This window comes from Yersinia vastinensis (assembly GCF_902726565.1).
Classification (GTDB): Bacteria; Pseudomonadota; Gammaproteobacteria; order Enterobacterales; family Enterobacteriaceae; genus Yersinia; species Yersinia vastinensis.
Map to the genome: position 1 here is coordinate 165533 of NZ_CACVAF010000008.1, position 19583 is coordinate 185115.

Consider the following 19583-nt stretch of genomic DNA (forward strand, 5'->3'; position numbering starts at 1 on the left):
TTATCGCAGTATAAATGCGGTAAACAGCACATCGCTGACTACCTGATTAGGTTGACCTTTAACCATTGGCGGGCTAAGTACGTTTTTAATTTCACCGACTAAACGCTGTTTGCCTTCTTCATTCGACAGGCTGTCAGCTGACTGGCGGGAGAGCAACAGCAGCAAGCGGCTGCGCACTTCCGGCAGATAGTCATTGAGTTTTGCGCGAGTGGTATCGTCGGGCAGCCTTAACGTCAATCCGATATAAAGGACACGATCCAGATTATTATCTGGCGTGATCAGATTGACCGTGAAGGTCTCCAAAGGCATGAATACAGGGATCACCGGCACGGCTTTCACTGTGGCGGGTCTACTCTGATTGAGCATCCACCAGCTATAACCGCCACCCGCTGTTGCTGCTACCGCGATCAACACCAGCAAGATCACCCAGATCGAACTCTTACGCTTGGCCGGGAAGGTATTTTCAGACATGGAGAAGACAAATTCCTGTTTCGGTATCACACCGGTGAATCACGATAATAACGTGGAGAAAATCCACGTTATCCGAATTATTGATGATGATTATCCCGCGTATCATGAATGCCAATAGGCAGAATAGGTGGCGAAAAACAGCCTAACTTGCTCGTTTGTCGCCTTTTGGTGAAACTAACATCAATCTTAGGCGAAAATATCAACGCCACCATTCCCGTTCGCCAGAGCCTGTAATGCGGCTGGTGTGGTAAGCGGTGTGCTGGTTAAGGCGTCGCCTGCGGTGATTTCACCGTATCCCGGTTGACCTCGAGAGGCGAAATCTTGTTGATTTTGCTGACTCTGTTGCTGTGCTTGTTGCCATTGTCCTTCACTGCCGACGCTGCTTTGACCTAACTGAATACCACTTTCAGCCAAGGCGCTACGTAGACTTGGCATGGCGGCTTCAATGGCGGCACGTACTTGGCTGTGTGCTGAAGCAAAGTGCAGCTGCGCTTGATTATCTTCGATTTTCAGACTGATTTGCAGAGCGCCAAGCTCCTGTGGATTGAGCCGCAACTCGGCATTTTGCTGACCATTGCGACTGAACATCACCACTTGTTGACCAAGGGCTTGCTGCCATTCTTGGCTACCTAATTGAGCACTTAAATGGCCACTGACTGGGGCGCTGACAAGGGGGCTGGCGGTTGTCGATAATACTGGGCTAGAAACGGGCGGCAGAGAGGGGGGGACGGTGTTTGAATTGGCGAGGCTTTTGTCCAGAGTTGCAGCCGTCACATTGGTTTCTACCAGCGCAGTTTTTATATTAAGAGCGTTATTGTCAGCCCCTTTTGCTGTCGATGGGTCAAGCTTGCTTTGTGCGGATGCTGCTTTAGATTTTGTGGTCACGCCCGGCAATATCTCGTTGCTCGTGGCCTTATCATTTTTTACTGTATTCAGTGTGCTACCTATCAGCGCCGCTAAACCTTTATCTTGCGAAGTCAGAGTGGTCAGGGCCGCAACATCTTGCTTGACGCTGGTTTTACTCTCAGTCAGGCCATTGGCATTGGCTGCTGTCGCTTTTTGTCCGTTAGTCGCGGTGCCCAACGTATTGGCAACTTGATGTGGCAGCATTGCCAGTAATGTTTGCAATGCTGAAAGGTCGGTTTTGTTGCCACTTTTATCAAGTGTACTGTCATCATCTGCCACGGTTTTTTTAATGCCAGCGGCGTCTCCGGTCTGCCCGGCATGTGTCAGGCCCGCAGGTAACGTGGCACTGATATCGCCCAATGCAGCCAACAACTGATTCAATTTGCTATTACCAACGAGGGATTTACCACCGTCGGCATCAGCCGTGATATCAGTCGCCGCTGCCAGAGAGGATTTCAGTGTTGAGGCATCCATGGCGGTTAGCTCTTTACCCAGTTGGTCACCCAAGAGTTTGGCAAAATCTGCCGGCAATCCCGCATCGGTAAACAGCGCTGCAATGGAGGACAAGGATGTCGCCCCTTCAGCTTCACTGGTGGTAGATAATGCAGCAGTCGGCAGTAAAGACAGATTCATGAATTTAGACTCCTTTGTGAGGCGCGCTGGGCGAACTCATCCATCAATTTTTGATCCAAACGGTTTTCTTGCAGGCGAGCGGTGCTCTCAGCCCGCTCTTGTAATGTTTCAAACGCATTTAACCGTTGCTGTTTTTCTTGCCAATGCTTAACTGCCTGTTCCACTTTGACATTCCATTGAGCTAACTGATTGCGATGTTGATCAATGGCTTGTTCCAGAGTTTGAATAAATTGTTGATAATTTTGCCAACTGGAGGAGGCCATCCCGTTGCTCAAGGTGTCATTCAACCGCATCCGATATTCATCCTGATAAGACAGCAACATGGTGAGTTGCTGCTCAACATTTTGATAGGACAGACGCGCTTGTCCTAGTTGAGTCGTTGCCTGCTCGACGGCCTTTTGGGCCAGTTCGCACAGGGTAACGAGAGGTGACTGATTTTTCATCGCATTCCCCTTTGATTAGCCAGGAAACAGGCTTTTCAGGTGCTGGCAGGCATCTTCATAACTACTGCGTTCGAACATGCCCTGCTGTAAGAAAATTTCCATCTGTGGGTACAAGGCAATCGCCTTATCCAGTAACGGGTCGCTGCCCGCCGCATAAGCACCCACACTGACCAGATCACGATTACGTTGAAAACTGGCCAGTAACTGTTTGAATTGGCGGACTTTACTGTAATGGTTCTCATCAATCAGCGAGGTCATGGCACGACTGATTGATGCCTCGATATCAATCGCGGGGTAGTGACCGGATTCCGCCAAACGGCGTGATAACACCACATGCCCATCAAGAATGGCGCGAGCAGAGTCGGCAATGGGGTCTTGCTGATCATCGCCTTCGGTTAATACCGTATAAAATGCCGTAATGGAGCCACCACCAGAGACACCGTTACCCGCCCGCTCAACCAGTGCGGGTAATTTAGCGAATACGGAAGGTGGATATCCTTTGGTTGCCGGCGGCTCACCAATCGCCAACGCAATTTCACGTTGTGCCATGGCATAACGGGTGAGGGAGTCCATAATCAACAATACGTGTTGACCACGGTCACGAAAATCTTCTGCAATGCGGGTGGCATAGGCTGCGCCCTGCATACGTAACAATGGCGAGACATCGGCAGGGGCAGCTATCACCACCGAACGTGCACGCCCCTCAGCCCCTAAAATATTCTCGATGAAGTCTTTCACTTCACGGCCACGTTCGCCAATCAACCCCACGACAATGACATCCGCTTGGGTGTAGCGGGCCATCATCCCTAAAAGCACACTTTTACCGACCCCTGAACCGGCGAACAGGCCCATACGCTGGCCACGACCTACGGTCAGTAAGGCATTAATGGTGCGCACCCCGACATCCAAAACTTGCTCAATAGCGGTGCGCTGCAACGGGTTAATGGGCGGAGTGATGAGGGGGGCGCGATAGCCAGTTTCAGGTGCAGGTAAACCATCCAGTGGTTTGGCGCTGCCATCTAACACGCGCCCCAGCAATTCTGGGCCGAGGGGCAGTTGTTTGCTGGCTGAGGCGCCACCGGTTGTCACACGGGCATAAACTCGCGCGCCCGGAACAATCCCTTCCACTTCTTCCAGTGGCATCAGAAATAGGCGTTGGCCATTAAAACCAACCACTTCACTCTCCACCTCTTGTACTTCACCATTGTCATGGCGTTCAATCAGACAGGTGGCACCCAGTGGGAGTTGTAGGCCGGTAGCCTCCAGTACCAGACCGGTGGCACGCGTCAATCGCCCGTAGCGGCGAATGGGGGTTGATTGACTGATTCGCTCTTCGAATTTATCTAAAGAGGTAAGCCAGCGGCCAAGACGGGCGGTCATCATAATTCTCCCGGCGCTGCCAAACGGCACAGCTCATGCCAGCGAGTTGCCAAACTTGCATCCAAGTCACCTTCTTCGGCGCTGACTTTACAACCACCCGGATGAATTTGGCTGTCACCCAATAAGCGCCAACCATGCAGACTCAGCGTCGATCCCAGACGTTGTTCGACGACCGCCAAATCATTTGGATTGACCCGTAATTGTGGCTTCCCGGCAAACATCGGTTCTTGCTGAATCATTTGCTGGATTTGGGCCAGCAACGCAGTACCATCACAAATGGCCGGTTGCCCCAGAATTTGTTTTGCTGCGGCCAATGCCATTTGCATTAATCGTGAGGCAATCACGCTGTCCAGCGCATCCAGCGTGCTTTGGAAGTCGTTGACCAGCAATTGCCAATGCGCGGTGATTGGTGCTAGCTGTTTCTCGGCATCGGCCAACGCTTGTTGATGGCCCTCTTCAAGACCGGTTTGGTAACCTTTATCCAAACCTTCTTGCAACCCTTTGGCAAACCCTTGCTGCCGCCCCTGCTTCTCTGCTTCGAGTTGCAGGTTTATCAGTGTTTGTTGCGCATCATTTTCAGTCGGCTCAGTGTCGGTCCCCGGCTCATCAGTGAACAGCATGCTGATATCCGGTGCCGGGGCCGCAGCGATGGATTCTGCCTGGCTGGCAAAATCGTTAAGTGACCAAGGCTGCCAGGGCAGGGTATTAATCCGATCAGACATAGATATCCTCGCCACCGCCAATGACTATCTCGCCGCTCTCTGCCAGACGACGGACGATGAGCAAGATGGCTTTCTGTTCGTTTTCCACCAGAGACATACGCACCGGCCCGCGGGTGGCCAGATCGTCGCGCAGAATTTCTGCTGCACGCAGGGACATATTGCTGAGGAAGCGCTCGCGCAGTGCTTGGTCGGCACCTTTCAAGGCAATCAACAACGACTCGTTGTCGATCTCTTGGAGTAAACGCTGAATGCTGCGGTCGTCGACACTGACCAAATTCTCGAACAAGAACATTTCGTCGATGATTTTTTGTGCCAATTCGCCGTCGTATTCGCGTACTGCGTCCATGACTGTTTCTTCCTGCTGAGTTTTCATCAGGTTGATAATCTCGGCCGCTGTGCGGATACCCCCCATTTTGCTGCGTTTGAGATTTTGACCATCAAGCAGGTTATTCAGCACTTCAGTCAATTCAGCCAATGCCGCTGGCTGGACTCCCCCAAAGGTGGCGATACGTAGCATGACATCGTTGCGCAGACGCTCGTCGAACAGGGCCAGAATATCGGCAGCCTGTGCACGTTTGAGGTGAACCAAAATGGTAGCGATAATCTGCGGGTGTTCGTCGCGAATCAGATCAGCGGCCATCTGAGGTTCCATAAAGTTGAGCGTTTCCATCCCACTGGTGGTTTCGCGCGACTCCAAAATGTCTTCCAACAAACTGGATGCACGCTCTTCCCCCAATGCTTTTATCAGCACACTGCGCAGATAATCGCTGGCATTTACACTCAAAGCGGCGTACTGCTCGGCATCGTCTTCAAACTCAGCTAATACATCAACTAGCTGCTGGTGAGAGACCTGACGCATACTCGCCATAGTGGTACTGAGTTGTTGTACTTCGCGCGAGGAGAGGTGCTTAAACACCTCGGCGGCGTGGTCTTCACCCAGAGTCATCAGCATGATGGCGCTTTTTTCAGTTCCGGTCAGGCTCATTGGTCATTACTCATCCATTGACGGATAACCAGCGCAACAACACGTGGGTCTTTATCCGCAAGTTCGCGTATACGCTGGGCCTGAACTTCAGCACTTACCCGCTGCTGATTTTTCTTACGTAGGGCCAGCTCTTCTTTACTCTGTTTCGCTGTTTCAGTGGCTTGGGCGGTCTGCACAATGTTATTGACCGAGGCCGCTGCCTTATCAGCAAGTTGTTTCTTAGCAATTAATGGGCGTACCAGCTTGCGCCACAAGACCCATGCCACCAGTAAGATGAGCAGATAACGGCCAGCATTCAGCAACTGATCAAAGAACGATTGCTGTTGCCAGAACGGCAGGGCGCTGCCGGAGGCATCGTCTGTCGCATTAAATGGTGTGTTCACCACATTTAATGTGTCGCCGCGCTCAGTGGAGAAGCCCATTGCCTCGCGGGTCAATGATTCCACTTGCGCTAACTGATCTTTACTCAGCGCAATCGGTTTGCCCGCTTTATCGCTACCGTAATTGACCACGACTGCAACAGAGAGACGCTGCACCATGCCCGCTTGTTGCTGGGTGTGGCGAATAGTGCGATCCACTTCGAAGTTTGTGGTTTGGTCATGGCGGCTATTACTGGATGTGGCAGTCGACCGAGCAGCCGTGGCCGCTGGACGATTTGCCGCATTGGCGGCAGCACCTGTAGCTCCAGGGGCGGCGGCGGGTTGAGGGACTTCAATCGGAGCAACCGGTGTCGCTGACGGTTGATTGGATAATGCGCCCGGCACACCGCCTACATTCGTGCCGCCCAGTTGTTCACTGGTGCTGACTTGTTGAGAGCGCACGGCTCCTTGGTTGGCCGCCTGATTCGGTTTGTACTCTTCGTCGGTTTGCTCGCGGCTGGCGAAATCAACTTGTGCAGTGACCTGCGCGTGCACATTGCCACTACCGACCATCGGGGCCAGAATGGTTTCAATACGGCGTTGGAAGCGGTTTTCCACTTCGTTGGTAAATTTGAGTTGTGCGGCATTTAAGTCACGACCAGCACTGTCAGATTGCGTGAGTAAACGGCCTGTTTGGTCAACCACAGTGACATTCGCCGGTGGCAAACCTGCCACACTGCTCGATACCATGTACACGATAGCGTTGATCTGACCATCATCAAGAGCACGGCCCGGTTGCAGGGCAAGAGTGACAGAGGCGGTTGGTGATTTCTGTTCGCGAACAAACAGTGAGGGTTTTGGCATTGCCAAATGAACTCGGACATTCATCACCGGCCCAAGAGTACCGATAGTTCGGGCGAGTTCGCCTTCCAGTGCCCGCTGGTAGTTCACTTGTTCACTGAACTGGCTGATGCCAAATTTTTCCTGGTCCAGTAGTTCAAAACCGACTGCACCGCCTTTAGGCAAACCTTGTTGTGCCAGACGTAGACGGGTTTCATGCACCTTCTCTGCCGGGATCAACAACGCTCCGCCATTATCAGCGAAGCGATAAGGAATATTCAGTTGCGTCAGTTGAGTGACGATATCACCACCGTCACGATCACTCAGATTGCTATAAAGAACGCGATAATCCGGGCTTTTGGCCCATAACATCAGCGCGACAATGATAGCGATAGCTGCTGCTGCTGCAATCAGCAGTGGGATTTTTGGATTCGCGCGTAGGCGTGCCAGTGTCGTCGCAAAGGTATTTTCACGATTTTCACCGCCGGTTATCGAGGCATTCATACACGTCCTTGGCCAAGCTGAACAACGTTTGAGTGAGTATTCTTTATGTAACTAATGTGTCGAAACAAAACAGACTCCCAAGTGAAAGCATCAATAACTGACATCCCCTTTTATGGGCACGCCATTATTTGCCGTAAATAACCAATTCGATGGCTCAATAAGCCGGTATTTTTGTGTCTAATTAGCCGCTTTAGCGCAAAAATGATGTGTTAGGGTGTCATCCTGAAAAAAGTGATTCAGGGCAGGCGGTGAATAACCGCATTGATAGGATCACTTGCCATGATGTTATTCGAACAACTGAGTGTTCTGGGGTGAGTATGTCTGTTCAAGGTATCGAAGGGGTTTTACAGCAATTGCAAGTCACGGCATTGCAAGCATCTAACTCTGCGAAGGCATTACCCGCAGAGGCCGGCTTTGCTAGCGAATTAAAAGCGGCTATCGGTAAAATCAGTGAAAACCAGCAAACTGCTCGCACTCTGGCGCAGAACTTTGAATTGGGTGTTCCCGGCGTTGGTCTGAATGATGTAATGGTGAATATGCAAAAGTCATCTGTCTCTTTACAACTCGGTATTCAGGTGCGTAATAAGCTGGTTGCGGCTTATCAGGATGTAATGAATATGGGTGTGTGAGTTGGTAAGGTTATTGAATTATATAGTAAAAAACACTATCCGATTTTCTTATGGGGCATGAGTGGGGCATTTCTAGAAAATTTAGCATTGATTAATGTCATTTGTTCATCATTACTGTCTGGCATCCACTCCCCATAAACAGAGAAAACCATCTGTGCTGATGCGTGACCCATCTGTGATGCAATGAATGATGGGTTTGCCCCAGCAGATAACAACCAGCATGCGAAAGTATGACGCGATTGATATGGTTTTCTGGATCTTATTCCTGACCTCCTTAATGCATTGTTCCATATTTGCCCTAATGATTCCGTCGAGTAGTAATCGCCGCATATTTGATTTGAAGATGTAACCTTGGGAATAAAGACGAAAGTGCAACTGTCTTTCCTTGTTTTCCTTGCCTCTCTTGTATGGACCAGTATTTCATATTGAGGCCCCATCCTGGTGTATAGCATTTGACTGCGCAGAGTTTCTTTTGCATGGTCCGTCAACTGAATAATGCGATCTGTTCCTGCGTCAGTTTTTGGCAAAGTAAACTGCTTAACCCGAGTGAGATTTCGTCTTACCATAATTGTGCCAGCTTCTAGGTCTACGTCCTCCCACGCCAACGCACATAGTTCTCCGTGGCGCATCCCGGTATACACCGCCAGTGTCCATAAATTTTTTATTTGTTGATGGGTGCAACCATCAAGCATTCTAAAAAATTCATCCCTTGTTAGCGGATCTGGCTGGGGTTTACTTTTCCTTAATCTAGTTAGTGTGGATGTGGGGTCTGAATTGGCGTACCCATTACTAGCAGCAAACATAAAAGCAGACTTAACACATGCCAGACAGTAATTCACTGTTGGGACTGCCCTGCCTTTAACGGGATTGATCTGATGCCTTCTTGGTAGTTGCATACCATTAAGCAGCTCATTCCTCAATTTAAGGATGTCTTCATTCCTAATGGATGAAGCTTGACGATCAGGTCCAAGCAGAGTGGCTGCGGTTTTAAGCGTTGATGTATACCTGTCATGAGTATTTAGTGAAACCTCTGGCTCCTTCAATGACAGCCATTTGTTAAACAACTCTTGAATAGTGATATTCCGTACCTGTGTTGTTACATACTGAGCCGCACCAATCGAGCCAGGGAATTGCTTTGCATAGTCAAAGTTTCCAGTCTTAATTGCATAACCAATCGACTGTCGCAAATCTGCTGCAGCCTTTCTATTTTTGGGTGTGTCAGGGATCCCGAGGGACTCCCTGCAACGCTTCTTTTGATACATAAACCAAATGCGTAAATATCCTCCATGATGTTCTACGCCAGTTGGATACTGAGTTTTACTCATAAAGTTAACCTCAATGTAATAGGAGACGGTAGGTTAAGCGGTTTTCTTGAGCTTTGCAGCACCAGGTTGTCGTTTTGACTGCCGCTCTATCCACTTATCTATAGCCTCTCTGTTATACATACATTCACTATTGGGCTTTGGATCATCAACAGGAGAGAACAATAAATACTCCCTCCCTTGTAACCATGAATTTTCTCTAGCTCTCTTAATAGTTCCTGGTCGCAATCCGGTAACAGCAATAAGCAAATCCTCTGATACCCATTTGTTAGGCTCGATCTGAATAACATTAGTCATAGCTGGCCTCTTATCTCTTTATCAATCTCATCACCGGCTCCACTTAAACTGACCATTCAGTACTCCGATGGCGAAAAGAAGCCAAGCCAGCTTGTAGCCAAGTGGCTTTATCTTCTCGTAATGGCGCAGAATGATAGGGCGGGTGATGGAGTCTTTGTTTGTGTTAGCCGGCAGAGCGGCTAAGGTGGTTTTAATTTCGTTGTTACAGTTCTTTGCAGCCGATTGGAGAGCGTTCTGTTTTTCTTCAGGAGTCACAACTCACCCCGCACCACTAAACGTATAAATCGTTGCTGCTATTGCGTATCCGATTATGCAAATCCAGAACAGGGTGCCGCTTGATATTTTTGGTAGTTTCATGCTGCTTTACTCCCGGTCAATATTTCCTGCCCAATCGCCTTTAGCTCATCGCGCTTAACCGTGGTGAACATGCAGCGAGGCTTGATGAATGGTCGCCAGATGAATAACAGCGAGCCCTTGTTATTGCCGTTGATTGGTTTGCCAGTGTCAGAGCGAATAAACGATATACGGCCATCGGTAATGAATCGCACCTCATCGACTGATTGCAGTGCTTGGCTAAACCAGCCGACAGATGAATCGGCCGGCACAAGCATCACAATTGGCTGGAGTTGTGCTTTGCATTGCTCGGCGGCCTTGCTTACCCAAGGTGAAATATCGGAATAGGGTGGATTGCACCAGATAGCCCCACAACTCTCCCATGCACTATTCAGTGCATCGCCTTGCTCTGTGATATATCGAGCGCACAGGGCGCTTTTCTGACTGGCTGCCGCATCAAGGTAAAAGCCAAACTCGATGTCTAGTGCGGTGAATATATCGGCGGGGGTCATCCATAAATCTTTCAGGTTGTCCGGTGTGTGGCTGCCGCCAAAGTCACTCATGCCGCCTCCATATATGCTTCTATAAAGACCTTTGCCGCTTCAGCATTGATAGCGTTTCCGTAGGCGCGCAGTCGTCCCACGCGACTGGTAATCCCATCAGCCAGCGGGAATGTGCCGGGTTCAACTGGCCGCCACTTTCCATCTCTGCACAGGAGCCAATCAGCATCTCGCCAGAAGCCGTTAACCGCGCCGCCTGATGCAACTGAAGATGGTCTCGGCTCCCAATTGAATTGATCACTACTGTTGTGAGACTTTCCTGAGTTCCCTTTTTGCCCGTGTTCCGGTTCTGATACCCCAGTCGGGCCTCTGTTGCTAACGGTGTCGGCCATCCCGCTAATGATGCCGCCCACCCCAACTTGTTTGGTGTTGTTCGCCCATCTGAGGACATCTGCACCGAAGTGTCGTTGTTTATCGCTGATACCAGAGGTGTCGGCCACCCAGAAAAGGCGCTGCCTGATGTTCGGCGCACCGAAGCCCGCAGCGCAAAGATCGACCGCTGTTGGGGTGTAGTTCGCACCTTCCAGATCAGCTTGTACAAGGTCGAGCCATGTAAGTCCGTCTTTGCTTGCAACCTGCTCACCAAAAATTGTTGGAGGCCGGCGCTGCTGGATGAGATGAAAGAATGCGGGCCATAGGTGCCGCTCATCATCAAACCCATCTCCTTTGCCTGCCGCGCTGAAAGGTTGGCATGGGCAACTTCCTGTCCAGACTGGCTTATCATCGGGCCATCCTGCTTGTCGCAATGCGTATGACCAAACTCCAACGCCGGCGAAGAAGTGGCACTGTGTGAATTCTCGTAAATCATCGGGTCTGACATCTTCAATGCTCCGCTCGTCAACATAGCCAGGTGCGATGTGACCGGCTTTAATAAGGTTTCTCAGCCATTGGGCCGCGTAAGGGTCAATCTCGTTGTACCAAGCTGTCATGCCGCCTCCATTATCTTTCTCACTTTCGCTTTCACTGACTTCACCGTTTTAACTGGAGTAGGCGGGACAACTTGCCGTGGCACCGGTCTATTTGACTTATCGCCGGTTCGTAGCCGCTGCTTTATTTTCATATCCCACAGGTAGCAGTCTTTATGGTCGCGCCCGTCATCCGGAGCGCGGGACACGGTTAGAATGAGTTCGCTGATATCGTCCATCACGCGGCCTCCGCTAATTTAGTTGGAATGCGCCAGCACTTAATTGAATAGTTGCCGCTGGGCTTTTCAGTACATTCAGCGCCAAAGAATGAATTACTTATTGCGCCGCTTGGATTGGGAAATTCACCATTCCCACGACCTTTAATAAATGCATTTAGTGCGCGTGTGGCGAATTCAACGCAGCCGGGGTCCGGCGCTGATATAGTTACTCGCATAGGGAATCTCCAGTTTATTTAGATGAAGTCCGTTTCCCTTTGATTGCTTTCTCGCAATCTGTCCATACTGATTTAGCGAAGTGTTGACGGGGTATACTGAGGACGTAGCGGCGTTGCTCACCGTTAGGGCCAATAGGCTCGTTGAGCCACTTTTCGAATGAGTCGCTCATGATTTACTCCGAATTATTTACTGCCGATAGACTTCGCTACACATAAGCACAGCATCAGGCCGCCGCTCATGTATCAGCGTTGATATTTGTTGGCATTCAGATTGAGTAGGGTAGATATCTTCGGTTACTGGCTGGGCGGTGCAGGTAAGGCATGAACTGACGAGCAGAACGAAACCTATGAGCATGGTTCCCCCTTAATTGCTGCCAGTTCTGCGCGGAGCTTTCTATTTTCTGCACTAACAGCCGCCAACTCGTTAGTACACATGACAGCCGTTTTTTTCCAACTGCGTAAATCCAATAACTCAGCCGCCATTTGTGTAACGATAGGGCTTTGAGTGCCGCCGATATCGTTTTCACCCGGATTAGCTATTTTCTGTAGTTGCTGCTCAGTTAGCTTGTTCATTGTTCACTCCAATAATCTTCAATCGCGGCGCCCATACGTTGCAGCCATTCCGCAAGTTTTAGCGCAGCCTCCCGTTCCGAACCGAAATCTTTAGGAAACCCGCCCATATCCATACGGGCCGTGAAATGTTGATAGGATAAATCGCCGGTTATAATTAATTCTTGGTCAAGTATCGAATAGCTATTTTTACCCACAATCTTAACGCTATTAGAGGCGTGCTGAGTGAAATACACCGCCTCAGTTTTTCTTGTCTTTCTGTCCAGCGAATAGGATATTAATTGAGAAAAGCTCACTACTCACCCCCTTCAACCGGATTACTGGCTTGACGGTCTAACCTTTCCAGTTCAGCAACTATTAGTGCTGCTGCTCTGATTAAATCACGGCGCGGGTTCTTAGGTTTCCACCACTTATAATCCCAAGGCCAACCGCTAGGCTCTGGTTCGCTTTGGTAATCACCGGGGTTATTTTTGAAAACCCACTGACGGGCATTAACGTGTTTTGCGTAACATGCCGCTGCGCCAGCTAGTTCACCGCTTGAATGTTGATCATCATGGCAAGGTGTCCAGCCTTCAGTGTTAACTTGCCGAAACCTCTCATCTGCGATTTCTTGCAGAACCGGCACAAGTAGCCGCGCCTCTGCTGCCTCTGCGCGTTGTTTCAATTCGGCGTTTTCAGCCTCCAGCGCTTTACGCTTCCTGAATTGAGCCTTTCGACTGGCCTTGATGTTATGAATGGCTAAATCCTTCATATAAAGCTGATGTTCTGCATTCTCTAAACGCTGCTGGAATTCCTGATTATGAAGGTCAAAAAGCTCTTTCTGTGCCGCTTCCAGTTTGGCTATCAGTGCGAGAACTACGCTAGGGTTAGCAGCAGCGATAAATTTCGATACCGCTTCGCTATAGCCGTCGGCGTTTAACGCATCCTCAAATCCCGTCCATCCGTGAAGATTTGCTCCTAACGCTACTTTCTTCAACTCTTCGATGTTATTCATCAGCTCTTACCCCTCAGGCTGGCGGCGAAACTCAATGCTTCTTTGCTAGCCACTGCCCAATGCCGTTCGGCCTCGTAATCACCATTGCTGTCATCTGCCCACGATTTAAATGCTTCCGCCAATTCATCCACACCCTGAGCCTTTATCTCGTTAAGCGTCTGAGTGGTGGTAGTGGTCTTAATTTCATCTTCGAGTTGGTAATCACAGGTTTGATAAGTGTGACCTGCTTCTGATTCGTGAATGCCCTGCGCATCACGCCCCTGCGCAGACTGAATGATGATCCCCCACGCTGTTCTTCCTACTCCATCATCCCATCCATCCCCATCAAGGTAGCCCTCTCGATGAAGTTCAATTTCTTGAAGGCAGACGTCAATGGCGGCTTGCTTATCTCTGAATAAGTCGAACCCATATTCAGAACCGCAGGCAAAGTATGTAGCACCAGACTTCATCACTGCATTCTCAGCAACCAGCGATTGACACTTTTTCTCTAGAACCGCGTAATCACTGAATCTCACAACATCAACGACAAAGCCGTCTTTCGGACTGGCGTCATGAATAAGACTGCTATCGAGTCCGTATACTTTTGCAGACATAGAAAGTCCTCAGCAGATTGACTGCCGGTTAAATGGGGGGGTTAGGCTGCCGAAAGCAGTCGTAGGCATTCTTGACGCCGCGCCACTAACTCTTCCTGAGTTGAGCAGTACGGCGTAGGGTTGGCTGACATAAACTCTGGTTTAAGCCGGTATATAATCCCTTTAGCTGAGAACTCTTTAGCTTCCCAACACTCTTCCGTGAGCAGGTGACGCATATTCATTACATACGTCAGTCCGATATGTATTGATACTGCCTCAAATCCATCACCCAATCCTTTATAGAATGAGTCTTTGTAATTCAACGTACACCCGCCAGTAGCGCCACCAGACAAATAATTCCCGCCACCCACGCTGCCAATTGACCGGTGGAATGAGGTTATATATGCATCAGGGTGGGCGCGGAGGCAGGCCAGTATTTGTTCTGGCTGCATGATGGTTACCTATGAATTTAGAACTGAGGGCCATCACTAAAGAATTGGTCATCACCCTGATAGTTTCCGGAGTGTGTTGGTGCGCTATTTACTTGCTTGCGCTCATCCTTGTCTTTCAGGGTGGTTAACATCTTAGCTATTGTTTCGGCTGGAGCGTTGGCTACATGTTCCTGTAGTGTTCTCTGACTTTGTGCAAAGTAAGGAATGCGAATATCAAAGTTGTAAGTCTCACGACCATCATCTTTTGTTTTCAGCGTTTTTTGCAGCACCAACCCCAGCTTGCGACCTACAAACTCAGGGGCTACATAAACACCTACCTCATTCTTAATCATGGTGAGCTGTTTAACGCCGGAACAACCCATCATTGCATTTATCATGTTTACGCCATGCGTATTGGAGCTTCCATCTTTCTTGACGGTATAAACATTCAGGTAATTAGCTTTTCTGCCGTCATCAGTTTCAACAGAGAATTCAATTGATTTAGCACCACCGGAACTAATCACATATTTAGCTTCTGAGATAGTGAAGATGTAAGCCCCAGACTCATTAATGAAACCGCTTAATCCTGCTGATAAACCCGAATCTTGGTCATAGACGAAAGTTACATTGCTCATGCTGCGTTTCCTTTAATTTGGTGAATATTACTGATGCCGTAGTAATCGCAAATATCCCGATCTACAGTCAGAAGGTCATTTTCAATTTCGTTGGTTTCAAATAGGCCCATCGGTGATTTAACGGTGTCGTACCCGTTGTTTTGAGTGGTAAAAAAGTATTGCCCATCGTGAACGGTGGTTCTCAGAACGATAGTGAACATTCCTTCTACCGTTACTTTCTCATCCAACATCTTGCCAATAGTTTTCATTTTTACTCGACCAAGGTTTGTTTCCTCGGTGTGGGCCATAAAGTAAATTCTCAGATCATCTGGCGCATCCTGTGCCGCTTTGATTATTTCCCACATGTGAAGTCCCATTTTCGCGAACTTATCAAATCCCTTATCGTTCACTGTTTCCATGAACTCAGTGCACATCACATACTGGAAGTCATCAATGATGACTATTTTCTTCCCGTACTTTGTCGCGCCATTAATAACAGCCTTAATCAGTGACCAGTCATGCGTTGCAACAATACTCCCTGTTTTATTCACGCCATCCCATGGCTGCCAGTTAGTAGATTTGAACGGTAGCCGCTTCCTTACGACTTGGATCAGCAAGCAATCATCAGGGTTAAGATTGCGCAAACTGGTAGACTTCCCTGTACCAGATTCACCAAGGATTAATGTTGCGGTACCCACAACTCACCTCCATAAATGATTTACGCTTTTTGGCTGCCGATTCCCTTACTTGCTCAACCAATTCGCCTTTAATCCCCATTGCGTCTAGTGCAATAATTGCCAACTGTTCTGCTGATACTCGACCGCACTCCAATTCATTTTTTACAAATGCCAGAGTATCCATGCTCTTTAGTGATTCGCGTCTGGTTGTTATTAGCACCTTAAATTGCTCTTCCGTCATGCTGCCTCCTGATGCTCAATTGATACCGATACATCCCATTGGTAAATGCGACGCTTGGCAGAGGCGCAGGTTAGCTCTCTGGCTGCTGCGCCATTACTTCCAGCAAGACGGCAAGATTTCGCACTTTCCAGCCAGTGCTTATGCCACCACTTGAGTTCCTTTTTGGTCATAGCGGATTCCCCTTACTGCGTAGAAACTCGACTATCTTGTCCAGCAAGCTCTTGCGAGGTGGTGGGGTGAAGCTTGCTGATGTGAGGCGGTAAGCCGGTGAATGCTGAATTTTGGTCAAATAGTTAGTAGAGCAGCCCAATGCGGTCTGCCCAGCAAATGCATGTTGCATGGGTTACTCCAGTTTAATTAGTAAGTGATACGAACTGAGGAAATGAGGTTCTTAGCGATAGCGGCTACACATTTCTGTGCGCAATCTTCTGGCAGCCCGTTTGCAATTAAGTCGGCTACCGCTTGGCGGTTGATGGTGCGACGGTGTTCGACGTCAGCCGAGCGTTTAGCAGCTTCATCAGCAACGCGCTTTTCTTCTGCTAGCCGGGCATCTTCTTTCTGTTGAGCTTCACGCTTAATGCGATCTGCTTCTTCCTGCGCTTTACGTTGCTCGGCTGCGATAGCTTCCTGTTTCTCGCGCTCGACACGTTCAGCTAATTCCTTGGCGTCACGTTCGGCTTTGGCGGCGGCATCCTTTACGGCCTGTTCAGCTCGTTCCTGAGCCAGCTTTGCATCACGTTCACGCTGTTCTGCTGATTCAATGTCACGCTTGGCTTTTTCTTCAGCTTCGCGTTTCGCTTTCTCTGCTGCCTGTTGAGCAATGAATTCCTCATGAGCCTTACGCAGCCGCTCAACTTCTTCAGCTTTCTCTTTAGCGTCACGGTCGAAAGCGTCATTCATCAGCAATGCCATTTCGTGAGCCACTTCAATTTCTGCCGCTAACTCTTCAGCTTTCTTCTTGGCTTCAGCTTCCTGCTTTAATCGTTCCTGTTCAGCCTCGTATTCAGTGACTGGTTTTCTGATATCAACTGCAATTTTGTCCATCTCATCACGAAACTTTTTGCGGTTGGCATCTATCAGGGCGGGGCGCGCTTTTAGTTCAGCAACCAACTCTTTGGCGCGAACCTCAAATGCTGCTTTTGATTTGCGCACTTGGTCAGCCATCGTGATGTAAACGCCGCGGCCTTTTGTCGTCTTCAGGTCGCCAACTACCGAACCGGCTGTTTTGCGAACGTTATCAATCAGCTCATCAATGAATTTGTCATTGAGCAACGCGACTTCTAAATCTATTTTCTCGACCGGCAGTGTGACGAGTGCCAGTTCCTTTTTTTCTTCTGCCATGCTGATTTCCTTGTGCTACTCCCACGGCAAAATACCCGACTATGCTTTGTCAGTTATTCAGTGGTGGGAGTGGGGAGTTAGTGGGGGAGGGTTATTCGGTTTCTGTTACGGTGCAGCCTTCACTTTCTAACCAAGCAATGACATCTGTTTTACCAATTTCTTCTAACAGGTCAGTGGCACCGTATTCGATAACTATTTCTTTTATTTCTACTGCTTCAACGAGTTCTGCATCACTCAATTCAAGAGTAAGGCCGTCATATCTACCGCGCTCTGTGCTGACAGTCTTGGCTGTTATTGTAAAATCTAAACTCATATCTCACCTACTTAGTTGGAGGGGTTGGCTGTTGATGCTTTTTCTTTTTCCCAAGCTATTTTTTTTGCATGAGAGTCTTCTATCATGCTGATAACCTTTTCCCGCTTATCTCGAGGAAGAGCTAAAAATAACTGGTCAATGCATCCAATAATTCCACCACTGCACTCTCCAGTTATTCCATCGCTCCAATATTTAACCTTAGCGCTGTAATTCGGTTTTTTAGTGCTTGCCATCGTCTTACCCTCTATCAGTGAATTTAGGGAATAAAAAAGGCCGCTTATGCGACCTGTATAATTTGTGCTGGGATATTTACCCACGCCCAGCCGTGGTTTCCCTGCTTTCCACAGTCAAAGGAAATTGATATGTTGGTTATTCCACAGTCAAAATAAGGAAATAGAAATGTCAGATAAATTAAGTCCGCTTAAATATCCAGATTATGCAGCTCACGAAGTGGTTATTGAGATGATAAAAGCAGGAAAAATTTCATACGCTAAAGATGCGATGGATATTTTTACTCACGTTCTTGACCATTATCGTTCTGAACAGAAGCGGATTCTGGCTGAAAATACATCTCGATAAATGCTTCTCTTACCTCTCGGGCCAGTGTCTTAACTGGCTCTGTTCGCTCTTTCACTCCTGCGCCCAACGTAGAAAGCCTGTTTGAAAGTGTCTGAGCTGCTATTAACTGTACTTCACGTGGTAATTCTTCGAATTTCATTCTCTTACCCCTTAACAATGTGAACAGCTTCTTTACGGTTGGTGCGGTTAAACTTATTGAGATGCTTATCAAGCAGGGTTAGTGCTTCATCGAAGTATGCTTTCTGCTCTTCGCTGTAGCCTTTGATATGCCTTTTCTCTTCATAGAGGCACCCACCCGGTGACCATGCAGTAATAGCGCCGAACACCATCACCCTCTGCTTACATAGGCTCTCTTCTGAGTGCGCATTGTTATTAATTGATGTCAGCAATACTGAGTTAGGTTTGTCTGCCATATCTCACCCCTTAATAACGTGATAGCAATCTTCACGAACGTTACGGAAGCCTGCTGCAAACTTAGCTACTTCAGGCAAACATAATCCGCCTTCAATTACCGGCTTACGCTTGAACTCATATTCGAAGAGATACGAAGCGCGAATAATTTGCATCTTGTATGCCTTCACTCGACCAAATGCTGCTTTAGCAATCATCCGTAGCGGAGCAGGTGAGTAACCAGCGCGTCTAACCAGTGATACTGACTGAGCGTTAACCTGATACTTGCGACCGACTGACATAGGGTTAGCGCTGGCATATGCCTGTTGCTTCGCTTTACGCAGCGCATCACGACGGCTGCGGCAATTTTCTTTGATAGTGTGCGGCTTAATCATGTTGTTCTCCTGAGATAGCTTTGGTGGTGTGTGCTGGGGAGGGTTACCCGTATCGACTCGCTTCTGGCTACTCTTATTCGCCCAATTTCTGCAAGCCTCGCCGCTTCACATGCGACACATTCCAGTCCATTGACCTCTGGTCACACACCCCAAACCTATCTCGTTTGGTTATTTGCACTTTTCAGCGCTCGATTGAGTTTTAACTTCCTGTCGTGCTTTTGGCGTCCTGCCGTTTCGATGGAATGATTATCACCATTAGTAATTCGATAGTCAACACTAATGGTGATAATAAATTACTAGTGGTGATTTTGATTTTGATTTTTAAGGTAATTTAATTTAAAAATAATTCAGACGTGACCCTTCGCGCCGGCTATCAGGCGTGAAAAGTGTGCTAAATTGGGTGAAATTTATTCTTTGATGGGTGAGATATGGATAGCGAACAAGAGTTTTTCGAGCAGCAGCGGCCGGAAGTGGCGCAGGTTATCGGTACTGCTGTGATGCAGCTACTAATAGAGAGTGGGGAAGTGTCGAAGGATTCTATAGCAGAGATGATAGAGGTGCTGTATCAGGAGGAACAGGTAACTTTAGCCGTCGAGTTAGCTATTGATATTCTGAGATTACCGCCAGAAGGCTGATTACAGGCATAAAAAAGCCCACACGGGACGCGGTGGGCAAAGGTAAAGACTAAGTTTATATATTTGTAATCCCTGATGTTGTGCTCTT

At 48.6% G+C, this 19583-nt stretch carries 33 protein-coding genes; 3 read left to right on the forward strand and 30 right to left on the reverse strand.

The window, feature by feature from the left end; all coding sequences use genetic code 11:
• The 7 genes from fliL to fliF form a co-directional block, all read right to left on the reverse strand.
• Entirely contained in the window at positions 1 to 471 is a 471-nt protein-coding gene (gene fliL, locus HUZ92_RS13770; RefSeq protein ID WP_050098342.1) for a flagellar basal body-associated protein FliL, read from the reverse strand.
• Between the two features lie 186 nt (positions 472 to 657).
• Positions 658 to 2010 (reverse strand): flagellar hook-length control protein FliK, encoded by a 1353-nt coding sequence (locus HUZ92_RS13775; RefSeq protein ID WP_050098341.1) that lies wholly within the window; start codon positions 2008 to 2010, stop codon positions 658 to 660.
• Positions 2007 to 2453, reverse strand: coding sequence for a flagellar export protein FliJ (fliJ, locus tag HUZ92_RS13780; RefSeq protein ID WP_050098340.1), 447 nt, complete (start codon positions 2451 to 2453; stop codon positions 2007 to 2009). Before fliJ ends, HUZ92_RS13775 begins: the two co-directional genes overlap by 4 nt.
• Positions 2454 to 2468: 15 nt before the next feature.
• A complete protein-coding gene (gene fliI, locus HUZ92_RS13785; protein ID WP_050098339.1) occupies positions 2469 to 3833 on the reverse strand; it encodes a flagellar protein export ATPase FliI in 1365 nt (454 codons plus the stop codon).
• Positions 3833 to 4555 (reverse strand): flagellar assembly protein FliH, encoded by a 723-nt coding sequence (fliH, locus tag HUZ92_RS13790; protein WP_050098338.1) that lies wholly within the window; start codon positions 4553 to 4555, stop codon positions 3833 to 3835. Before fliH ends, fliI begins: the two co-directional genes overlap by 1 nt.
• A complete protein-coding gene (fliG, locus tag HUZ92_RS13795) occupies positions 4548 to 5540 on the reverse strand; it encodes a flagellar motor switch protein FliG (protein ID WP_025383579.1) in 993 nt (330 codons plus the stop codon). The genes fliH and fliG overlap by 8 nt, the downstream gene beginning before the upstream one ends.
• Positions 5537 to 7243 (reverse strand): flagellar basal-body MS-ring/collar protein FliF, encoded by a 1707-nt coding sequence (gene fliF / locus HUZ92_RS13800; RefSeq protein WP_050098337.1) that lies wholly within the window; start codon positions 7241 to 7243, stop codon positions 5537 to 5539. Before fliF ends, fliG begins: the two co-directional genes overlap by 4 nt.
• 317 nt (positions 7244 to 7560) lie before the next feature.
• Here fliF and fliE point away from each other — a divergent pair, with 317 nt between their 5' ends.
• Positions 7561 to 7872, forward strand: a complete 312-nt coding sequence (gene fliE / locus HUZ92_RS13805) for a flagellar hook-basal body complex protein FliE (protein WP_050098336.1) — start codon at positions 7561 to 7563, stop codon at positions 7870 to 7872.
• 35 nt (positions 7873 to 7907) lie between these two features.
• Here the strand turns inward: fliE and HUZ92_RS13810 are convergent, their stop codons facing one another.
• The 21 genes from HUZ92_RS13810 to HUZ92_RS13910 form a co-directional block, all read right to left on the reverse strand.
• Complete coding sequence (locus HUZ92_RS13810) at positions 7908 to 9197, reverse strand: site-specific integrase (protein ID WP_145579740.1); 1290 nt, start codon at positions 9195 to 9197, stop codon at positions 7908 to 7910.
• Between the two features lie 33 nt (positions 9198 to 9230).
• Positions 9231 to 9491: an excisionase family protein gene (locus HUZ92_RS13815; protein ID WP_050295529.1), complete on the reverse strand. Its 261-nt coding sequence runs from the start codon at positions 9489 to 9491 to the stop codon at positions 9231 to 9233.
• Positions 9492 to 9521: 30 nt separating this feature from the next.
• Entirely contained in the window at positions 9522 to 9746 is a 225-nt protein-coding gene (locus tag HUZ92_RS13820; protein WP_145579741.1) for a hypothetical protein, read from the reverse strand.
• A 98-nt stretch (positions 9747 to 9844) separates the two neighbouring features.
• Positions 9845 to 10387 carry a phage N-6-adenine-methyltransferase gene (locus tag HUZ92_RS13825; RefSeq protein WP_145579742.1) on the reverse strand — a complete coding sequence of 181 codons (543 nt, stop codon included), beginning with the start codon at positions 10385 to 10387 and terminating at the stop codon, positions 9845 to 9847.
• Positions 10384 to 11313: a DNA cytosine methyltransferase gene (locus HUZ92_RS13830; protein ID WP_145579743.1), complete on the reverse strand. Its 930-nt coding sequence runs from the start codon at positions 11311 to 11313 to the stop codon at positions 10384 to 10386. Before HUZ92_RS13830 ends, HUZ92_RS13825 begins: the two co-directional genes overlap by 4 nt.
• Positions 11310 to 11528, reverse strand: coding sequence for a hypothetical protein (locus HUZ92_RS13835; RefSeq protein WP_050101177.1), 219 nt, complete (start codon positions 11526 to 11528; stop codon positions 11310 to 11312). Before HUZ92_RS13835 ends, HUZ92_RS13830 begins: the two co-directional genes overlap by 4 nt.
• Positions 11528 to 11743 (reverse strand): hypothetical protein, encoded by a 216-nt coding sequence (locus tag HUZ92_RS13840; protein WP_050145311.1) that lies wholly within the window; start codon positions 11741 to 11743, stop codon positions 11528 to 11530. Before HUZ92_RS13840 ends, HUZ92_RS13835 begins: the two co-directional genes overlap by 1 nt.
• 14 nt (positions 11744 to 11757) lie before the next feature.
• Positions 11758 to 11913: a hypothetical protein gene (locus HUZ92_RS13845; RefSeq protein ID WP_174846838.1), complete on the reverse strand. Its 156-nt coding sequence runs from the start codon at positions 11911 to 11913 to the stop codon at positions 11758 to 11760.
• A 175-nt stretch (positions 11914 to 12088) separates the two neighbouring features.
• Positions 12089 to 12316: a hypothetical protein gene (locus HUZ92_RS13850; protein ID WP_145579744.1), complete on the reverse strand. Its 228-nt coding sequence runs from the start codon at positions 12314 to 12316 to the stop codon at positions 12089 to 12091.
• Entirely contained in the window at positions 12313 to 12609 is a 297-nt protein-coding gene (locus HUZ92_RS13855; protein WP_145579745.1) for a hypothetical protein, read from the reverse strand. The genes HUZ92_RS13850 and HUZ92_RS13855 overlap by 4 nt, the downstream gene beginning before the upstream one ends.
• Positions 12609 to 13307 carry a hypothetical protein gene (locus HUZ92_RS13860; RefSeq protein ID WP_145579746.1) on the reverse strand — a complete coding sequence of 233 codons (699 nt, stop codon included), beginning with the start codon at positions 13305 to 13307 and terminating at the stop codon, positions 12609 to 12611. Before HUZ92_RS13860 ends, HUZ92_RS13855 begins: the two co-directional genes overlap by 1 nt.
• The gene (locus tag HUZ92_RS13865) at positions 13307 to 13900 is read right to left on the reverse strand and encodes a hypothetical protein (protein ID WP_145579747.1); all 594 of its coding nucleotides are present in this window, start codon (positions 13898 to 13900) and stop codon (positions 13307 to 13309) included. The genes HUZ92_RS13860 and HUZ92_RS13865 overlap by 1 nt, the downstream gene beginning before the upstream one ends.
• A gap of 41 nt (positions 13901 to 13941) precedes the next feature.
• Positions 13942 to 14331, reverse strand: coding sequence for a hypothetical protein (locus tag HUZ92_RS13870; RefSeq protein ID WP_145579748.1), 390 nt, complete (start codon positions 14329 to 14331; stop codon positions 13942 to 13944).
• A gap of 17 nt (positions 14332 to 14348) precedes the next feature.
• Positions 14349 to 14945: a DUF669 domain-containing protein gene (locus HUZ92_RS13875; RefSeq protein WP_145579749.1), complete on the reverse strand. Its 597-nt coding sequence runs from the start codon at positions 14943 to 14945 to the stop codon at positions 14349 to 14351.
• Complete coding sequence (locus tag HUZ92_RS13880; RefSeq protein WP_145579750.1) at positions 14942 to 15622, reverse strand: AAA family ATPase; 681 nt, start codon at positions 15620 to 15622, stop codon at positions 14942 to 14944. Before HUZ92_RS13880 ends, HUZ92_RS13875 begins: the two co-directional genes overlap by 4 nt.
• Positions 15594 to 15842 (reverse strand): hypothetical protein, encoded by a 249-nt coding sequence (locus HUZ92_RS13885; protein ID WP_145579751.1) that lies wholly within the window; start codon positions 15840 to 15842, stop codon positions 15594 to 15596. Before HUZ92_RS13885 ends, HUZ92_RS13880 begins: the two co-directional genes overlap by 29 nt.
• Entirely contained in the window at positions 15839 to 16012 is a 174-nt protein-coding gene (locus HUZ92_RS13890; protein ID WP_174846839.1) for a hypothetical protein, read from the reverse strand. Before HUZ92_RS13890 ends, HUZ92_RS13885 begins: the two co-directional genes overlap by 4 nt.
• Entirely contained in the window at positions 16009 to 16182 is a 174-nt protein-coding gene (locus HUZ92_RS13895; protein ID WP_174846840.1) for a hypothetical protein, read from the reverse strand. The genes HUZ92_RS13890 and HUZ92_RS13895 overlap by 4 nt, the downstream gene beginning before the upstream one ends.
• Positions 16183 to 16199: 17 nt before the next feature.
• A complete protein-coding gene (locus HUZ92_RS13900; protein WP_235896989.1) occupies positions 16200 to 17183 on the reverse strand; it encodes a cell envelope biogenesis protein TolA in 984 nt (327 codons plus the stop codon).
• Between the two features lie 91 nt (positions 17184 to 17274).
• A complete protein-coding gene (locus tag HUZ92_RS13905; RefSeq protein ID WP_145579752.1) occupies positions 17275 to 17496 on the reverse strand; it encodes a hypothetical protein in 222 nt (73 codons plus the stop codon).
• A gap of 11 nt (positions 17497 to 17507) precedes the next feature.
• Complete coding sequence (locus HUZ92_RS13910) at positions 17508 to 17729, reverse strand: hypothetical protein (protein WP_145579753.1); 222 nt, start codon at positions 17727 to 17729, stop codon at positions 17508 to 17510.
• A gap of 166 nt (positions 17730 to 17895) precedes the next feature.
• On the opposite strand from HUZ92_RS13910, the gene HUZ92_RS13915 reads away from it, so the two are divergent.
• On the forward strand, positions 17896 to 18075 hold the full coding sequence (locus HUZ92_RS13915) for a hypothetical protein (RefSeq protein ID WP_071828178.1): 180 nt from the start codon (positions 17896 to 17898) through the stop codon (positions 18073 to 18075).
• 143 nt (positions 18076 to 18218) lie between these two features.
• Here the strand turns inward: HUZ92_RS13915 and HUZ92_RS13920 are convergent, their stop codons facing one another.
• Both HUZ92_RS13920 and HUZ92_RS13925 read right to left on the reverse strand, forming a co-directional pair.
• Complete coding sequence (locus HUZ92_RS13920) at positions 18219 to 18488, reverse strand: hypothetical protein (protein WP_145579754.1); 270 nt, start codon at positions 18486 to 18488, stop codon at positions 18219 to 18221.
• Between the two features lie 3 nt (positions 18489 to 18491).
• Positions 18492 to 18860 (reverse strand): hypothetical protein, encoded by a 369-nt coding sequence (locus HUZ92_RS13925; RefSeq protein ID WP_145579755.1) that lies wholly within the window; start codon positions 18858 to 18860, stop codon positions 18492 to 18494.
• A 428-nt stretch (positions 18861 to 19288) separates the two neighbouring features.
• Between HUZ92_RS13925 and HUZ92_RS13930 the strand changes: the two genes are divergently transcribed.
• Positions 19289 to 19495, forward strand: coding sequence for a hypothetical protein (locus tag HUZ92_RS13930; protein WP_050144656.1), 207 nt, complete (start codon positions 19289 to 19291; stop codon positions 19493 to 19495).
• Positions 19496 to 19583: the final 88 nt, after the last annotated feature.

What these genes read in the sequence shown, in the direction of transcription:
- fliL (WP_050098342.1), bottom strand. Translation starts at nt 471, where the DNA reads ATGTCTGAAAATACCTTCCCGGCCAAGCGTAAGAGTTCGATCTGGGTG.
- HUZ92_RS13775 (WP_050098341.1), bottom strand. Translation starts at nt 2,010, where the DNA reads ATGAATCTGTCTTTACTGCCGACTGCTGCATTATCTACCACCAGTGAA.
- fliJ (WP_050098340.1), bottom strand. Translation starts at nt 2,453, where the DNA reads ATGAAAAATCAGTCACCTCTCGTTACCCTGTGCGAACTGGCCCAAAAG.
- fliI (WP_050098339.1), bottom strand. Translation starts at nt 3,833, where the DNA reads ATGACCGCCCGTCTTGGCCGCTGGCTTACCTCTTTAGATAAATTCGAA.
- fliH (WP_050098338.1), bottom strand. Translation starts at nt 4,555, where the DNA reads ATGTCTGATCGGATTAATACCCTGCCCTGGCAGCCTTGGTCACTTAAC.
- fliG (WP_025383579.1), bottom strand. Translation starts at nt 5,540, where the DNA reads ATGAGCCTGACCGGAACTGAAAAAAGCGCCATCATGCTGATGACTCTG.
- fliF (WP_050098337.1), bottom strand. Translation starts at nt 7,243, where the DNA reads ATGAATGCCTCGATAACCGGCGGTGAAAATCGTGAAAATACCTTTGCG.
- fliE (WP_050098336.1), top strand. Translation starts at nt 7,561, where the DNA reads ATGTCTGTTCAAGGTATCGAAGGGGTTTTACAGCAATTGCAAGTCACG.
- HUZ92_RS13810 (WP_145579740.1), bottom strand. Translation starts at nt 9,197, where the DNA reads ATGAGTAAAACTCAGTATCCAACTGGCGTAGAACATCATGGAGGATAT.
- HUZ92_RS13815 (WP_050295529.1), bottom strand. Translation starts at nt 9,491, where the DNA reads ATGACTAATGTTATTCAGATCGAGCCTAACAAATGGGTATCAGAGGAT.
- HUZ92_RS13825 (WP_145579742.1), bottom strand. Translation starts at nt 10,387, where the DNA reads ATGAGTGACTTTGGCGGCAGCCACACACCGGACAACCTGAAAGATTTA.
- HUZ92_RS13830 (WP_145579743.1), bottom strand. Translation starts at nt 11,313, where the DNA reads ATGACAGCTTGGTACAACGAGATTGACCCTTACGCGGCCCAATGGCTG.
- HUZ92_RS13835 (WP_050101177.1), bottom strand. Translation starts at nt 11,528, where the DNA reads ATGGACGATATCAGCGAACTCATTCTAACCGTGTCCCGCGCTCCGGAT.
- HUZ92_RS13840 (WP_050145311.1), bottom strand. Translation starts at nt 11,743, where the DNA reads ATGCGAGTAACTATATCAGCGCCGGACCCCGGCTGCGTTGAATTCGCC.
- HUZ92_RS13845 (WP_174846838.1), bottom strand. Translation starts at nt 11,913, where the DNA reads ATGAGCGACTCATTCGAAAAGTGGCTCAACGAGCCTATTGGCCCTAAC.
- HUZ92_RS13850 (WP_145579744.1), bottom strand. Translation starts at nt 12,316, where the DNA reads ATGAACAAGCTAACTGAGCAGCAACTACAGAAAATAGCTAATCCGGGT.
- HUZ92_RS13860 (WP_145579746.1), bottom strand. Translation starts at nt 13,307, where the DNA reads ATGAATAACATCGAAGAGTTGAAGAAAGTAGCGTTAGGAGCAAATCTT.
- HUZ92_RS13865 (WP_145579747.1), bottom strand. Translation starts at nt 13,900, where the DNA reads ATGTCTGCAAAAGTATACGGACTCGATAGCAGTCTTATTCATGACGCC.
- HUZ92_RS13870 (WP_145579748.1), bottom strand. Translation starts at nt 14,331, where the DNA reads ATGCAGCCAGAACAAATACTGGCCTGCCTCCGCGCCCACCCTGATGCA.
- HUZ92_RS13875 (WP_145579749.1), bottom strand. Translation starts at nt 14,945, where the DNA reads ATGAGCAATGTAACTTTCGTCTATGACCAAGATTCGGGTTTATCAGCA.
- HUZ92_RS13885 (WP_145579751.1), bottom strand. Translation starts at nt 15,842, where the DNA reads ATGACGGAAGAGCAATTTAAGGTGCTAATAACAACCAGACGCGAATCA.
- HUZ92_RS13890 (WP_174846839.1), bottom strand. Translation starts at nt 16,012, where the DNA reads ATGACCAAAAAGGAACTCAAGTGGTGGCATAAGCACTGGCTGGAAAGT.
- HUZ92_RS13895 (WP_174846840.1), bottom strand. Translation starts at nt 16,182, where the DNA reads ATGCAACATGCATTTGCTGGGCAGACCGCATTGGGCTGCTCTACTAAC.
- HUZ92_RS13900 (WP_235896989.1), bottom strand. Translation starts at nt 17,183, where the DNA reads ATGGCAGAAGAAAAAAAGGAACTGGCACTCGTCACACTGCCGGTCGAG.
- HUZ92_RS13905 (WP_145579752.1), bottom strand. Translation starts at nt 17,496, where the DNA reads ATGAGTTTAGATTTTACAATAACAGCCAAGACTGTCAGCACAGAGCGC.
- HUZ92_RS13910 (WP_145579753.1), bottom strand. Translation starts at nt 17,729, where the DNA reads ATGGCAAGCACTAAAAAACCGAATTACAGCGCTAAGGTTAAATATTGG.
- HUZ92_RS13915 (WP_071828178.1), top strand. Translation starts at nt 17,896, where the DNA reads ATGTCAGATAAATTAAGTCCGCTTAAATATCCAGATTATGCAGCTCAC.
- HUZ92_RS13920 (WP_145579754.1), bottom strand. Translation starts at nt 18,488, where the DNA reads ATGGCAGACAAACCTAACTCAGTATTGCTGACATCAATTAATAACAAT.
- HUZ92_RS13925 (WP_145579755.1), bottom strand. Translation starts at nt 18,860, where the DNA reads ATGATTAAGCCGCACACTATCAAAGAAAATTGCCGCAGCCGTCGTGAT.
- HUZ92_RS13930 (WP_050144656.1), top strand. Translation starts at nt 19,289, where the DNA reads ATGGATAGCGAACAAGAGTTTTTCGAGCAGCAGCGGCCGGAAGTGGCG.